Genomic DNA, 16,163 nt, shown 5'->3' on the forward strand with positions numbered 1-16,163 from the left:
TTTTTAATCTAGATTGATATTCCTTTTCAACAAATCTTCCTGGCGCATACGCCGGAAAATATTTGCCAAAGTTAAGACATCTTTTTCACAATAGTCTACAATTCGCTGCAAGTCTTTTTCTATGTAGTAAATTGATGAAACCATTGAGCCGTCAATATCATCCTTCGGAGTGGGAATACCAAAGACATGAGCCAGTAATTCTAATGATACAAAACTTTTATAATCCCCGAACTTCCATAGTTCCATCGTATCGATGTGGGGAATTTCCCAGGGTTTCTTTCCAAACATCTGAAACGGTGCCGGTGGTTGCATTCCATTGATGAGATAGCGCCGGGCAATCCACGGGAAATCAAATTCTTTTCCGTTGTGGGCACAAAGGATCACATTATAAAGTCTAGGGCTGTTGAAGATTTCTCCAAATTCCTGAAGCATTTTTTTCTCATCGTGACCATAAAAGCTTTTAATCTTTAAAGTCTCATTTTTTTCAAGCATTCCTATGGTAATACAGATAATCTTTCCAAACTCGGCCATTATGCCGGCTCTTTCATAAAATTCCTCTGCAGAAACATCTTCTTTCCTCTGAAACTTTGTTTTTTTATCCCAGAGGTACCGGTCGGTTTCAGACAACTCGCTCCAGGAGCCTGCTTGAGGAACGGTCTCAATATCAAGAAATAAAACTCTTTCTAAGGGGATGTTTTGGATCATTTTTTGTTTTTTATAACCGAAATATATGACATAATAAACCAATTATCCAAAACGTTTTTATTATACATAAAATTTAAGCTTATGAAGAATTTATTCATTATAGGAAGCAGTATTTGCTTACTATTGTTAGCGTCATGTAATGATTCTGATGAAAAAGGTACTGCTACAGTGAATGTAAGGCTTACCGATGGTCCTGCTATGTATGACGCTGTTAATATTGATATTCAAAGAATTGAAATCAACAGTAACGGAGAGTGGACCGCATTGAATTTTCCAAAGCCGGGAGTGTATAACCTCCTTAATTTTAAAAACGGAACCGATGTGGTTTTAGGACAGGCCGTACTCCCGGAAGGAAATGTTTCCCAGATGAGAATGGTGCTGGGACCTAATAACACTTTGGTTGTAAATGGAATAACTCACCCGCTGCAAACCCCATCTGCTCAACAGAGTGGATTGAAGTTTAACTGGCATCAGACACTTGCTGCGAACGGAGCCTATAATGTATGGATCGATTTTGATGCTGGTAGATCTATTGTTACAACAGGAAACGGTGCCTATATTTTAAAACCTGTGATCAGAACCTTTTCTGAACTTACCAATGGACAAATAAAAGGTTACGTTCAGCCGCAAGCTGCCAAAGCAGTGGTTCATGCCATAATGGCATCGGATACTATTGCCACGGCTATTCCGAATCCTGATGGATTTTTTATGTTTTCGGGGCTTTCTCAGGGAAGCTATACCGTTTCCTATGATGCGTCAAATGGTACAGGATACGTTGATGAAAACTCCGGACCTGTATCTGTAACTTTCGGACAGATCACTGATCTGGGTACAAAAACGTTACATCAATAAAGGTTATCTTAAATAACCTCAGCCCGGAATGAGGAATTCTGATGTAATCAATTTTGAAGTTAAGGAATAGAAGATGGAAGTTACGGAGGTAATAAAATAACCATTTATCTGTTTTATCTTTTTTAAAGTAATTAATGGTGTTAATTATGACTGAAAGTAACTTCCAGCTTCCATCCTTACTTTCTAAACCCAAACTCAGGTTAAATACTATAAGCCCTTGTAAGAGTTTCATAAAGTTAATTCATTTTTAAATTGTAATTATTATCCTACCTGCATGCCGTTTTTTGTAGGCAGAGAAGGGGTTAAAAGGGTAACATCCTTTTTATCTTCTCCATATAATCCTAAAACAAGGCATTCACTGAAAAAATTGGCGATCTGCTTTTTAGGAAAATTAACAACGGCTAAAATCTGTTTCCCTATCAAATCTTCTTTTTTGTATAGTGATGTAATCTGTGCGGATGATTTTCTGATACCTAATTCCCCAAAATCTATTTCCAACTGATATGATGGGTTTCTTGCTTTTTCAAAATCATTAACGGATAGAATGGTTCCGCACCGGATGTCTATTTTTTCAAAATCTGCCCAGGTTATATCTGGTTTTACATTCATGGTAAGGTGTTTATTAAATGTTCTACTTCTGTTTTCTGTTCTGCATATTTTTGTTGTAATTCGGAGCCTTCACCCATTCTTCTATAATATTCCAGGGCTTTGCCGCCGAAGAATTTTTTGTGAAAGTCTGAAACCTCAGGAATCTGTGGGAAAACTTTATGAAAAAGCATCTCATAATAGGCCTGAAACTCCCGCTCATTTTTGTCTTCTATCACTTGTCCCGGAGCTTTTTGTCTTACATGGAGCATTTCATGGGCGATCATGTTCAACACAAGATTCAAATCAAAATCAAATAAATTTTTAGGAATCATTACCGTCTGCGGTCCTCCCAGTTCACCTTCTGCAGTAAGAAGCATTGATGTAGGAGAGAGCTCCTGCCTGAATCCAAACCCTGCAAAATTCTCATGCTCCAGGTTAAAAGAATGAATCAGGTACCGGGCCGCATCCAAAATCTGGTTGTGTTCTTTGTAGGCTTCAAGATGTAGATTGACCTGCTCGAAATTCATTTGAAAATATGTTTTCTAACAAATGTATTAAAATATTGAGAATTGATGAGAATGTTTGAAGAGTAAAGTATTGATGGAGTAATGCTGATAATAACCCGATTTTTAGATCTCCATATCATTCGGTTTTATAAGATGGGGCCTTTACATAGATAATTGAATACTTTTTTTTAATTGTTCTATTTTATTATACATTTTGTTAAAGAAAATATTTCTGGCTTTATTGTTTGCGGAAAGCAGTTCCGAGTTTTTCAGGATCAGTTCGAGGCTTTTTTCATAATTATTACAAACCCTCTCATCTAAAGTATAATAATAGCTTAGAATACTATAGGGTAAAAACAGCATTTTCTGATCTAAGAATTTTATAAAAACACTATTATTCATAATTAAAAGATCATTCTGATATAGTTTAAAGTATGCCTCCTGTCCATTCTTCTTCTCATTAAGAGCTTCATTCTCTATGAGTTTCAACATATGTAAAATTTCATCACATATTTTTTGAACATTGATTGTACTGATCATCTCCAATTGATGAAAATATATGAGTTGTTCAAGCATAGCATAAATGGTAACATTACTCCATATTTCTGTAGAACTCACATTATGATATATTTCAGAAAGTTGTCGGCCTTTTTGTTTAATTTTTTCAGGAACTTTAAACTCTTCAAAATCTATTCTTTGTGAAAAGAAATTAGCATCCATTAGTTTTAGCCATGTATAGATTTTAAATTTTTGTAATTGTTCAGACTTCATAAAATAAAAGAGTGGAATATCTTTTGCGGCATAAATGAATTCAACATTTGGAATTTCTTTCATCTTCTTCAGATTCTCAATAGAAAATTCAAAATATTTTTCCAAATCTTCTATATTATAAATATCATGCACTCTGTTTACAACAATATTATTGATATTGGAGTCATGAATTGAATCTAGGGAAATACCAAAGTGTGAGGCCATAGTAATTCCCTCATTAAATGTAATATGGCTTTTTCCATTAATTCTTCTGTAGGCTGTATCATTGGATAATGCAAGTTTATCAATCATTACATCAACCAAATTCTTTTTTCCTTCGGATTCACTTAGGAGTAGGTCAAAAAGATTTTTTTGGTAATTTTTCATAAGTATTGTGCTTTGGGTAAATATATCTAAAAAAGCTTGAATTATTGTCCTTTTTAGATAAATTGTCTGTTTTTCAGCATTAATTTAGACACATTGTCCTTTCATAACTTGCTGATTTTCTTGAATTTTGTAACAATAAAAAATATTTTTTTGAAAAAAACATCAATATTGATCTTATATAATTAATCACTTTAAAATTGTTATAAATGAAAATTAAGATATTATCCTTTTCTTTGTTGGTTTCTACATTTACATTGGCTCAAAGCTGGAATACCACAGGGAATACAGGAACCAATCCTGCAATAAATTTTATTGGGACAACAGATGGACAACCATTAATCCTAAAGGCTAATAATAAAGCGTCTATCCGTATACTTCCTACAGGGAATGTAAGAATTGGTTTAGGTGATACAGATATTAATCCTCTTTCCAATCTGAGGGTTTATAATACTGGAGACTCTCTTCTTGAAGTTGCCAGTTCGGTAGGTTTATTCCAAATTGCCAAGTCCGGATGTAACGGGTGTTTTGGTGGTATGACTGGAGATACAGTGCTAAGAAACCTTGGGAAAAGCCATACTATTATTCTTGCGATGCCTAATAATGTTAATGATGGTGGGTCTTACGTAGGCATTCAGGATGGAACCAATGGTACATGGGTTAAATTCTTTAATAATGCTATTGCCAAAATTGATGGTAAAGTCTATGCTAAAGAAGTTGAAGTAAAGGCTAATGTTTGGGCTGATTATGTATTCAGAGAAAATTATCAGCTCCGTACCTTAGAAGAAATTGAAAAGTATATTGCAGAAAAAGGGCATTTGCCCGATATCCCGCCTGCACAGGAAGTGATGGAAAACGGAATTAATATAGCACAAATGGATGCTAAGCTTCTTGAAAAAATAGAAGAGCTAACCCTTTACTCCATACAACAAAATAAAGAGATCAAGAAACTTCAGGAAGAGAACAAAACTTTGAAGTCCCAATCTGAGAAGATTGAAAAGCTGGAACAGCAGGTTCAGAAACTTTTATCTAATCAATAATAAAAATATTCATATGAAAAGAAAACTATTTTCTCTAGTTTCTTTATTAATAGGATTTCTTGGTTTCTCACAGGCTGAAGTGTACTTCAAATATGATGAAGCCGGAAGCCAAAGATACAGAGGAATAAATGCCAATGCCAAACAGACACCGGAAACTTTATCAAAAACGGAATCTAAAACTACTTCTTTGGCCCAGCCTGCTGTTGTTATGGATGAGAAAGCCTTCTGGAAGCAGATACGGCTGTATCCTGTTCCTGTTAATGACATTCTTACCATTGATTGGACTAATGAAGTAGACGGACTGATAGAATCCGTTTCGCTCTATCAGCATAGTACGGTTCATTGGAAATTTCAACTGCAAAATGCACCCGGGTTGAATAGGCAGGTTAAGATCAGCATGACCGGTTATGATTGGGGTGTTTATATTTTGCGTTTTACGTTGAAGGACGGAAGAGTCTTTGGCAGGAATATTACCAAAAGATAAAAGATTGGGAAAGGGATTGAAAATGGTGCATTGAACTTCAAGAAATTGCTCTTTCTCTGCATTCAGTCATTTCTATCGATCAATGATATTCATCAATTAGCTTTTATAAATATCCAACACAAATATGAAAATTATTTCATCCTTTATATTGTCTTTATGCTCAGTGGTAAGCTTCTCACAGACGATACTGTATCAGGCAGAAACCACGTCGAGGACAGTTCAAGATCCACAATCAGTAGTTTTTGCACAGGGATTTATAGCAAAATCTGATATTTCCAATCCTTTTATAGCCAAGATTGGGCCTGCAACAGAAAATGCAGGAGGAAGCCCTGTAGACTCCAATGCAGGCACTGATAATCCAAGTGGGGCATCTGCTCCGACAGGACAAAGCTTCCATGATACAAAGGGAAATATAGAAGTTACGGGAGGAGGACAATTGCAGTTTACTTTACCTATTGCTTTACCTCCGGGAGTAAAATCTGTGGCTCCTCAAATTAATCTTGTATATTCCAGTGATTCAGGAAACGGAATTGCAGGATACGGCTGGAACTTATCAGGAATCACGGCTATTTCCCGAATAGGAAAGAATATTGAAAAAGATGGAGAAGTAAAAAGTATCCAGATTGATTATTCGGATTATTACAGTTTCAATGGACAAAGATTGATCCTGAAATCCGGCGAATATGGAAAGGATGGTGCAGAATATGTTACAGAGAAATATTCCAACATTAAAATTAAGTCTCTTGGCAATATTCCAAACTGGAAGCAGCCTGAATATTGGGAGGTAACTTTTGAAGACGGTTCGCAGGCTTGGTATGGAGGAGTAGCTCCCGGTTGGAATAATGCTACTAATCGCTTAGGGTTTAGTATTGTAAAGTGGAAAGATACCCAGGGAAATGTCATCAATTATAATTATGATCAGGAATATAATGTCAATGTGATCAGATCTATTACTTGGGGAGGGAATGAAAACTTAGGGACAGCCTCTTTTAATGAAATAGTATTTAATTATAATGACAGAAATATTCCTGAAGGAGCATATATCAACGGCTCAGGGACTTTGTTTACCCAAACAAAAATTTTAAAAGATATTATTGTTAAAATAAGCGGGCAGATTTTTAAGAAATATGTACCGGAGTATTTCATTGATTCTATAGGATACCAATACATTAAACAGATTACTGAATCTAATTCCAAAGGTGAACCGGCCAACCCTGTTGTATTTAATTATCCTGTTCAAAACCCAACATCTGTCAGTGGTTGGAATATGGATAGTCAGGCTTTATTTGATAAGGTTAAGTTTACAGGAGATTTCAATGGAGATGCTTATCTTGATTTTATCATGACGGATGGAACTATAAAGCTGGGTGTTTTTAATGATGATTTTAATGTTGTTCAAACCAATAAGATTTTTAATTCAAGCTCTGTGGTTGTTAACATATTCCTGGATGAAACCGGAAAGGTTGTTAATGGTAATGGGGTGGCAGAGTATGAAAAGGGTAAAATTTCTGTATATGCTTTCAGAAATAATACTTTTGTTAAAGTTTTTGAAAAATTAGTTTACGATGATTCTGATTGTATACGAGGGAGCCAGCCTCCGCCTGCCGGTTGTAAGATAACAACAACATTAAATGAAGGAGATAGTAACGGAGATGGTATCTCTGATATTTTTGTTACTATAAAAAGAGAAGAATGTTATTGGGCACAAGACCCTAACTGTAACAATACTACTTCCAATGGCATCGCTAATCGACCTCCTCCATGCTCAATACTTCAATGTGCTTCTTATACAGCAGGGAATCTCATTGTAGATTTAAAGAATCAAAATAGTCCTCTTGCTACTTATACTTTAGGTGCCGGAATTAATGAAAGCTTATATACGGATCAAAAATATATGGATATTGACAGTGATGGTAAAGTAGACATTATTAATGTGTCGAATACTGCGTACACGATCTTTGAATTTGTAAAAACAGCACCGGATCAATATCTAAAGAAAATTAAGTTTACCGGAAACTTAGAAGAAACCAAAGGGAATGGATTTCCTGTATTATTCGGGGATTTCAATGGAGATGGAAAGCTTGATTTTGCACTCCCTCTTACTGAAGGGAAAATAGGGAAAGATGACTGGAAGTTTTACATAGGAACAGGAAAAAGTTTTAATACGGCCTTTAGACCTGATTTCTTAATGTATAAGAATGAAAATACGCAGAGTAATGGGGCTTGGCTACGATTTAGCAGAACGATGTATTCTATTACAGACCTTAATGCCGATGGGAAGTCAGATATTGTTCAGGTTCACTCCTATTCGAACTCATTAAATTCAACGTCAAGAACAATGGGAGTTGTTGTGAATGGACTGATTTCAAAAGGAGCTGCTTCATTTGGAGCTATAGATTTTACAACCCAGAATATTTACACCTATCCTACACCACCCCAGTTTAATATTGTTCAGCCTTATGATGATCTTTCCATCTATCAGCCGATAACCAATGTCATTAGGTCCAATAACAACTATTACAATGTTTTCTTATTCAGGAAAGATAATGTACTTAAAATTAAAGCTCCTACCGGAGTAGGTGAGCTAAAGAGAATACAATCAATTACACAGGGAGGTATTACAACATCTGCGAAATATCTGGAAATCATTCCGGATAATACGGTAAATCCTAATTTTTATAAGAATCCTAAAAATGAATTATATCCCTACTTCTCTTTACCGAGAATAGATAGAGGGCATGCGGTTTCACAGCTTCAACAAGAAAATAGAAAACAGGATTTCCGATACAGGGGAATGACGATGCATATGCAGGGGAAAGGAATGATAGGCTACTATCAAACAGCCCGTTCTTCCTGGTATGCAGATGGTTTTGAAAACACCAAAATCTGGACAGGAGCAGAAATAGATCCATTAAATGAAGGCGTGCCGGCAAAAGAATGGTCAGTAAGGACTAATAATGAAAGTTTGATCTTCCCGGATGATCTTTCTGAAAATAATACCCACCTCTTAAGTTTTAAATCCATCACTTACCAAACCGATAAATTATTAAATAATCAGGTAGTAAGTTCTGTTGCTGACAACGATAAGCCCAAAGTAGTAACAGCTATTGTACCGAAGACCACTAAGACAAAGGATTTTTTAACAAATACAGTAACAAACAGCACGGTATCCTACGATAATTATTATCTTCCGATACAGACCGTATCCAATGTTAATAATGGATATGCGGTAACTACTTCCACATTTGATTACACACACAATCCTTCAGGAACAGGCTCGAACTATTACATCGGACGCCCAAAATCTAAAACAGACATAGTACAGGCTTATGGTGATACCAAATCTGCTAGGGAAGAATACACCTACGAAAACAACCTGTTGAAAACCCTTAAAACCTGGAACAGGGACAATTCAGGTTACGTACAGGAAACCTATATTTACGATGACTTTGGAAACATAACCCAAAAGACGATAAGCAATAGTATGGATTCCCAAACCCAGACTACTAAAGCAGATTATGATCCCAAAGGAAGGTTTGTCATTAAGAAAACAGACAACTTAGGATTACAGACCGGTATTGTATACAACGTTTGGGGACAGATTCTGACCCAGGTTGATCCCTTAGGAAATATTCTCACCAATACTTATGATAATTGGGGTAAATTATTAACTTCTAAAACTAATTTGGCAGGAACGACAACGTATCAGTACGAAAGAGACAACAATGCCAATATCATGGTTACTCAATATGACCCTGATGGTAATATTTCCAAAAAGTTTACCAATAAACTCGGACAGGAATACAAAATATCTTCCAAAGCATTTGGACAAGGAAAATATATTTCTAAAGAAACTCAGTATGATATTCTGGGAAGGAAATTAAAAGAGTCTGAACCCTATTTTGAGGGACAAAGTGCGAGCCAATGGAATACGATGACCTATGATGATTCTGTATTTCCGGCCAAAATAACGGCTATTGCGTTTAATGGTAAACAAATGGAGACTTCTGTTTCCGGTTTAATAACAACCGTTAAAGAGCTGAACGGTTATGGAAGAACCACTTCCAAAACCACCGACGCTTTAGGAAATGTAGTTTCTACCACCGATAAAGGAGGAAGCATACAATTCTCCTATAATGCAGCCGGGGAACAGATCAAAGCCCAATATGCAGAAAATACGGTCATCACAAAATATGACTCCTGGGGAAGGAAATCAGAATTCAATGATCCTTCTAATGGCGTTTACAAATATGAATATGATGGATTTGGACAGCCTAAAAAGACAATCAGTCCGAAGGGAACTAAAGAATATATCTACAATAATCCTGGACAGCTTATTTCTCAAAAAGAGCTATCTACCACAGATGGCGGGCAGACTACTAATAAAACCATTAGTTTTACCTATGATAATAAAGGACGAGTAATTTCCAAATCCGGGACTTCCAAAGGAAACAGTTTTAGCTCAAATGTAACGTTTGATCCTCAGGGAAGAATTCTCTCCTCATCAGAAAGCGGAAATGGGAAATACTTTATTCAAAAAGGGATTACTTATGATGATAAAGCACGAGTAATATCTTATGAAAAGCAACTTTACTCATCAGGAATATTAACTAAAATACAGATAGAAAATGTATATAGTGCATGGAATGGAGAGTTGTACCAGGTAAAAGACAAAGTGACAGGGAAGACCCTGTGGGGGCTGAAAGAAACCAATGCCAAAGGTCAGGTGCTAAAATCCAGACTGGGAGCAGCAGATGTTAATAATACGTATGATGCAAATGGTTTTTTAACAAATGTGAATCATTCATCCGCTGTTAAACCTTCCATTTTACAGCTTTCTTACTCATTCGATGCGATTAAAAATGAGATGAAAAGCAGAACCACCGGAGGAGACTTCAATATCACCGAATCCTTTGATTATGATGACAACAACAGGTTGGTGAATTGGACAAATCCGGTAACCGGGGTAAAACCTACAACCAATCGTAATGTATACGACATCAAAGGAAGAATCACCCAAAACGACCAGGTAGGAACCATTAAATTTGAAAACAGTCAGAAGATCTACCAGCCAACAGGCATGACCCTGAATGCCGCAGGAGTTCAGAATTATAATAATGATCTGATCCAAAGCATTTCTTATAATGAAAATAACGATCCTGTATTTATCGATGGAGAAAAAGGCGATGCCGCCTTCCAGTATGGATTGACGCCCATGAGACAAAGAGTTACTTATGGAGGAAATTTCAGCAGTGATGGAGAAGGTAAGTTCACTAAATATTACAGTGAAGACGGAAGCTATGAAATCGTAAAAGACAATACTACAGGAAAAGAAAAACATATCATTTATATAGGAGGAACCCCATATGAATCAAATATTGTATATTTAAAAAACTATGTGGAGAGCAGTGGTTCTTACAAATTTTTGCATAAAGATTATATCGGAAGCATTTTAGCGATCAGTGATGAAGCAGGAAATAAGCTGGAGCAAAGACACTTTGATGCCTGGGGGAATATGACTCACCTTCAAATAGGTAACGGGCTAATTACAACGGATATAAACAAAATTAAGGAAACAATAAATAAAGGAGGATTACTGCTGGAAAGAGGCTATACTTCTCATGAGCACTTCATGGAAGTAGGCATCATCCACATGAACGGAAGACTATATGATCCTTTATTAAGAAGATTCTTAAATGCTGATGAAAACATCCAGGACCCATACAATACCCAAAACTACAATAAGTATGGATATGTGATGAATAATCCGTTGATGTTTAATGATCCTAGTGGAGAGTTTTTTGTAGCAGGCTTTTTCTTAAGCTATATTGCCCCGATTATCTGGGGTGCTATTGTAGGGACAGCCATTGCAGGAACAGCTTACCTTTTAACGGCTGCTTTTACGCAGAATTTTACATGGAGTGGTTTTGGAAAGGCTTTGCTGATGGGAGCAGTGGGAGGAGCAGTTACAGGTCTTTTGAATCCGGGCCTTTTCTTTGCCGGTGGATACTCATTTTTGGGGCAGTATGCCGGAGGAGTGATTTCCAGTATTATGCCTGCGTGGAACATCAATATCGGAAACTTCAGTTTTGGGCTTTCACCAAGTATTGCCTTTGGCAAGGGGGTGGGCTTTGGGGCCAATGTCAGTGCCACTTTCCAGGCTGGAGACTTTGCTATATCGGCAGGTTTTGGGATCATGAATTATGGAGCCCATGCCGGAAGTGGAGAAAGCGGATGGGAGTTTAGGAAGTCTCTAATGGCTGGAACTTTAGGGAAGGAAGGAAATTTGGGCTTAATGCTGGGAACTAATATCTGGAGCGGTATGTACGAACAGCAAACAGGTATTATAAGACTTGCAAGTGGAGATTTTTCGATGACTTATGAAAATGATGGAGCTCCATTTGGCCATACATTGGGAGATAATAATGATAGATTTAGAACAGCTGCGATGACGATTGGTATAGGAGATTTTAGTGCTGGATTTAACCTGTTTACAGGAGTAAGATTAGAAGAAAGCTACTATGATAATAAAACACTTTATAGTCCAAAAGATATTACTGAGGGCAAAATTCCTTATGATTATTGGCAAATGGGCAAATCATCAATAGGAGATTATGGTGAGAAATATAAAAATGGAATAGTTGATGAACGAGGCAGACAGTATCGATTTGGAGGGGCTTATGTTGGCTGGGGAAATTATCGAGTGGGAATAAATTCCGATAGGTATGTAAGACATGCGATACAAAATAGATTAGCTCACACATTTATTTCTCCTCAACCAGGATTTAGAGTTTTGTCTGGTACTATAAATCCTTATTTACAATTTCAAACAAAAAACAAATTCACATCATGGTAAAAACATTTAAAATATATCATTTGGCTATTTTTTTATTTCTTTATATGTCCTGCAGTAGTCAATTATCTGTTGAGAAAAAGATGGAATCTAAACTAAAAATGTTTAATAGAAATGACTTTAAACAAGTCCATTTTAATAATATATACCAATTAGAAGGTCTGTATGAAACAAAAAGAGATTTTGAGTTAATTTATCCTAAATTAGAAGAACACAGAGATAGTAATTATATTGATTATATGTATATACAAAATAATGGAAAAATAAACTTTGGAACGGGTTCTATGGTCCCAGATATTACTAAACACAAAGAAATACAAACATTTAATGGTGTTCTGGTAAAAGAAGGAGATAAGTACGTTATTTTTCGAAAAGTAGTACTACATCCAGTTTTAGGAGTAGGAGGATATGAAATAAAGAAACAAAAAATTTTAATTGAGAATCGTCGCTTATATATACAAGATGGTAATAACTGTTTGGTTTATAAACTTGTTGATTAAAAAATAGTACTTACAACATCAGTGCTACCTTCCGTGCTGAAAATTTTGCTATATCGGCAGGTTTTGGGATCATGAATTACGGAGCCCATGCCGGAAGTGGAGAAAGCGGATGGGAGTTTAGGAAGTCTGCGATGTTTAGCTACAATAGCAGAGACTTTGGAATTAGTCTGGGTACCAATATGTGGAGTGGGCTTCATCCTCAACAAACAGGAGTCTTAGGCTTAAGAAGTGGGGACTTTTCCATAAGCTATGAGAATGATGGGAGCCCGTTTGCTCCAAAAAAATGGTCAGAAGGAATTTTAGCAGATAATAATGATCGCTGGAGAACAGCTGCAATGACCATAGGGATAGGAGATTTTAGTGCTGGGTTTAATTTGTTTACGGGGGAACGTTTGAAAGAAACCTATGATAAAGGCTGGGATGATCAAATGATGGATTATGTTAAAAAGAATGGCCCTCTAAAAGGTGTTGCTGGTGCGAGATACCCACAAGGGTTTGCCTACGAACAGGGGCCTGCATACCGTTTAGGAGCAGCTTATGTAGGTTACAAAAACATGAGAATTGGAATAAATTCTGATAGATATATAAGGCATCCGATACAAAATATTGTAGCCCATGGTAATATATCTAAACAGCCTGGGTTTTTGGTATTGACACCAAATATTAATCCTTATTTTCAGTACAGAACAAAAAATCAATTTACATCATGGTAAAAAGGTATATAATATTACTTGGTTTATTATCAGTGAATTCTTGTATAAGCCAAAATAAATTAAAAGATGGGACAAAAGTGCCATCAAGTTCATATATTTTTTCAAATAAGAAAAATTTTTCTTCAAACATCTTAAATCACATAAATACTAATCATTTATATGAGTTGAAAGCTACCTATATGTGTGATTATAAATTAAATATAAAAAGAAAACTATCTCTAATGGGGGCATATTATTTACAATTTTATAATAATGGAGAGGTAAGATTCATGGATGCTTTAGAACCTAATCCTAATGTAACTGGATATAGAGGCGTAATCTATGTAAAAAATGGAAATTTTTATATTGATAAGGCTGCGCCTGTTTATACTTCGGGGAAAAACTTAGATATACATAAATATTTTCTAAAAGTAGATGGTGATTCTTTATTATTAAGGGAAGATAATAGCTTCTTTAGACAATCAGAATATATACTTCTTGTATACAAAAAATCAGGAAAAATTCCTGAGAATTGGAAGAAGTATAAGGCAGATTGGTAAACAAAATCTTCTCCTTATTAGCTACTATCAGTGCTGCTTTCCGTGTTGGAGACTTTGCTCTATCGGCAGGATTTGGGATCATGAATTACGGAGCTCATGCCGGAAGTGGAGAAAGCGGATGGGAGTTTAGGAAGTCTCTAATGGCTGGAACTTTAGGGAAGGAAGGAAATTTAGGCTTAATGCTGGGAACCAATATCTGGAGCGGTATGTATGAGCAGCAAACAGGTATTATAAGACTTGCAAGTGGGGATTTTTCGATGACTTATGAAAATGATGGAAGTCCGTTTGCTAAAGGCCCAAAAGGAACACATTTAGGAGACAATAATGACCGATGGAGAACAGCTGCAATGACGATAAACGTGGGTGATTTTCACGCTGGGTTTAACCTATTTACAGGTGAAAGAAGAAGTGAAAGCTATGCTGAAAATGGAGATAAATCTTGGGATGCACAAAGAATGAAAGAGGGACCCTGTTATAGCAACGGAGCATGTTTACCTCATAGCTATGTAGAAGAAAAAGGACCAAGGTATAGACTTGGAGCAGCGTATATCGGCTGGGGCAATTACAGAGTAGGTATAGATTCAGACAGATATATAAGACACCCTATACAAAATATTATGGCGCATAGCTGGTTATCTCCACAGCCAGGATTTGAAGTGCTTTCCACAAATATCAATCCTTATTTTCAATATCAAACAAGAAATAAATTTACGTCATGGTAAAAAATATAATAATATTATTAAGTAGCATTTTTTTCATTCACCCATATGCACAAACAAGAAGACTAGCAAATGGTACGAAAGTACTCACTAAGAAATATAAAAATATTGATAAATTTAATGAATTAGCATATAGAAATATAGACATTGATTATTTCTATAAACAAATTGACTACTATCTAAGTGATAAAAATTTTAATAAAAAAAGAGACTATGGAAGTAATGCTATTAGGAAAATTCAATTTTATAATAATGGACGCATTAGAATTCTAGGAATGGAAGACCCTGATCCAGAAAATGCGGGCATGAGAGGGATTATATATCTAAAAGATAATCATATAAGAATTGATACTCAAGGAGCTTCTCAAGATGGAGATATTTTTAAAATAACTTTTAAGGTGAAAATTGAAGGAGATAAAATTTATCTGTTAGAAATGCCTAATACATTATTATTTCAGCCTTCTGAATACAATTGTTATATATATCAAAAGGCAAAAAAAATTCCTGAAGACTGGAAGAAATACAAAGCAGATTGGTAATTTTTCATCTGCAAAGGCTAGGGCTTTGGAGCCAACGTCAGTGCCACTTTCCAGGCCGGAGACTTTGCTGTATCGGCAGGTTTTGGGATCATGAATTACAGAGCTCATGCCGGAAGTGGAGAAAGCGGTTGGGAGTTTAGGAAAGTCTGCGATGGTTAGTTATAACAGCAGAGACTTTGGAATTAGTTAGAAAAATTATAATCCGCTATTCTTCATAATTGGCAAGGCCACATGAACGAGTATAACGCTGTCTATAAGTGTACCACTCATTTTATAGACCATATTCATAACTTAAAATAATAACATGATAAGAAAGATTATATCATTGCTTCTTTTGATGGGCTTTCAGCTTCATTTTTCTCAAGACACTCTGAAGTCAGTTAATAACAAAGTTATTTTTCAGGAAATATATAAGAAGCCATTTGAAAAAGCAGGAAAGCAATACAAACTGAAAGATTATCGGCAGGTAATCACCAAAGAAGGAGCCCGAGCTTATGTCAGAAGAGCGAGAACCAACAAAACGATCGGGGAGGTCTTTGCCTTCAGCGGTGGATTTTGTATGGGCTACGGATTATTTCAGTCATTAGCGGGATCAAAATATCCGGCAGATAATAACAAATCCAGGGGGTGGACGATGGTAGGGATTGGAGCAGGAATTGTAGGGATCGGGTTGCCTTTTGCCCTTTCGGTTAACAAAAACCTGAGAAAAGCAGTGGATATAGAAAACGGAACGCCACCCCATACAGGACAACTAAATATGAACATTGGTACAAACGGTATTGGGCTGTCCTATAATTTTTAACTGTAATACCTCCAAAGAAATAACCTTCTCCCGAAAAACTGTTCCATTTTTTGGAGAAGGTCATTTTTCTTAATTTTAGGAGGACTTACACCATATAACCCAGTACCCTACTTGCCACAAAAACAATAGGGTGAGGATATATATTTACATCATGGTAATTAAAAGAATATTATTGCTTTTAGGTTGTAT

General features: G+C 36.0%; 14 protein-coding genes and 1 pseudogene. 11 read left to right on the forward strand and 4 right to left on the reverse strand.

The genetic code is table 11. From position 1 onward, the window contains the following. Nucleotides 1-3 precede the first annotated feature (3 nt). The gene (locus OK18_RS08195) at nt 4-705 is read right to left on the reverse strand and encodes a 3'-5' exonuclease (protein WP_050021884.1); all 702 of its coding nucleotides are present in this window, start codon (nt 703-705) and stop codon (nt 4-6) included. Between the two features lie 81 nt (nt 706-786). Here OK18_RS08195 and OK18_RS08200 point away from each other — a divergent pair, with 81 nt between their 5' ends. Then, on the forward strand, nt 787-1,557 hold the full coding sequence (locus tag OK18_RS08200) for a DUF4382 domain-containing protein (protein ID WP_053327696.1): 771 nt from the start codon (nt 787-789) through the stop codon (nt 1,555-1,557). 261 nt (nt 1,558-1,818) lie between these two features. On the opposite strand, the gene OK18_RS08210 is transcribed toward OK18_RS08200, so the two are convergent. The 3 genes from OK18_RS08210 to OK18_RS08220 form a co-directional block, all read right to left on the reverse strand. Continuing rightward, nucleotides 1,819-2,166: a tRNA-binding protein gene (locus OK18_RS08210; RefSeq protein ID WP_050021697.1), complete on the reverse strand. Its 348-nt coding sequence runs from the start codon at nt 2,164-2,166 to the stop codon at nt 1,819-1,821. Continuing rightward, complete coding sequence (locus OK18_RS08215) at nt 2,163-2,672, reverse strand: hypothetical protein (RefSeq protein WP_050021696.1); 510 nt, start codon at nt 2,670-2,672, stop codon at nt 2,163-2,165. The genes OK18_RS08210 and OK18_RS08215 overlap by 4 nt, the downstream gene beginning before the upstream one ends. Nucleotides 2,673-2,813: 141 nt before the next feature. Next, on the reverse strand, nt 2,814-3,788 hold the full coding sequence (locus OK18_RS08220) for a hypothetical protein (RefSeq protein ID WP_053327698.1): 975 nt from the start codon (nt 3,786-3,788) through the stop codon (nt 2,814-2,816). A gap of 206 nt (nt 3,789-3,994) precedes the next feature. On the opposite strand from OK18_RS08220, the gene OK18_RS08225 reads away from it, so the two are divergent. From OK18_RS08225 to OK18_RS08265, 10 genes and pseudogenes are all read left to right on the forward strand, one after another. Further along, nucleotides 3,995-4,825: a DUF4200 domain-containing protein gene (locus tag OK18_RS08225; RefSeq protein WP_053327699.1), complete on the forward strand. Its 831-nt coding sequence runs from the start codon at nt 3,995-3,997 to the stop codon at nt 4,823-4,825. Nucleotides 4,826-4,838: 13 nt separating this feature from the next. Continuing rightward, on the forward strand, nt 4,839-5,309 hold the full coding sequence (locus OK18_RS08230; protein WP_050021883.1) for a hypothetical protein: 471 nt from the start codon (nt 4,839-4,841) through the stop codon (nt 5,307-5,309). Between the two features lie 124 nt (nt 5,310-5,433). Beyond that, nucleotides 5,434-12,165 carry a polymorphic toxin type 23 domain-containing protein gene (locus OK18_RS08235; RefSeq protein ID WP_053327700.1) on the forward strand — a complete coding sequence of 2,244 codons (6,732 nt, stop codon included), beginning with the start codon at nt 5,434-5,436 and terminating at the stop codon, nt 12,163-12,165. Then, a complete protein-coding gene (locus OK18_RS08240) occupies nt 12,159-12,662 on the forward strand; it encodes a hypothetical protein (protein WP_053327701.1) in 504 nt (167 codons plus the stop codon). Before OK18_RS08235 ends, OK18_RS08240 begins: the two co-directional genes overlap by 7 nt. Before the next feature lie 17 nt (nt 12,663-12,679). Next, nucleotides 12,680-13,375, forward strand: a complete 696-nt coding sequence (locus OK18_RS20870) for a polymorphic toxin type 23 domain-containing protein (protein ID WP_082129166.1) — start codon at nt 12,680-12,682, stop codon at nt 13,373-13,375. Then, complete coding sequence (locus tag OK18_RS08250) at nt 13,369-13,914, forward strand: hypothetical protein (protein WP_053327702.1); 546 nt, start codon at nt 13,369-13,371, stop codon at nt 13,912-13,914. Before OK18_RS20870 ends, OK18_RS08250 begins: the two co-directional genes overlap by 7 nt. Next, nucleotides 13,908-14,636 (forward strand): polymorphic toxin type 23 domain-containing protein, encoded by a 729-nt coding sequence (locus OK18_RS20875; protein WP_174441951.1) that lies wholly within the window; start codon nt 13,908-13,910, stop codon nt 14,634-14,636. Before OK18_RS08250 ends, OK18_RS20875 begins: the two co-directional genes overlap by 7 nt. After that, a complete protein-coding gene (locus OK18_RS08260) occupies nt 14,630-15,172 on the forward strand; it encodes a hypothetical protein (protein ID WP_053327703.1) in 543 nt (180 codons plus the stop codon). The genes OK18_RS20875 and OK18_RS08260 overlap by 7 nt, the downstream gene beginning before the upstream one ends. 33 nt (nt 15,173-15,205) lie before the next feature. After that, nucleotides 15,206-15,331: pseudogene (locus OK18_RS21935) on the forward strand (polymorphic toxin type 23 domain-containing protein); the annotation flags it as partial. 145 nt (nt 15,332-15,476) lie between these two features. Beyond that, nucleotides 15,477-15,974, forward strand: a complete 498-nt coding sequence (locus tag OK18_RS08265) for a hypothetical protein (RefSeq protein WP_053327704.1) — start codon at nt 15,477-15,479, stop codon at nt 15,972-15,974. Nucleotides 15,975-16,163: the final 189 nt, after the last annotated feature.

This window comes from Chryseobacterium gallinarum, assembly GCF_001021975.1.
Classification (GTDB): domain Bacteria; phylum Bacteroidota; class Bacteroidia; order Flavobacteriales; family Weeksellaceae; genus Chryseobacterium; species Chryseobacterium gallinarum.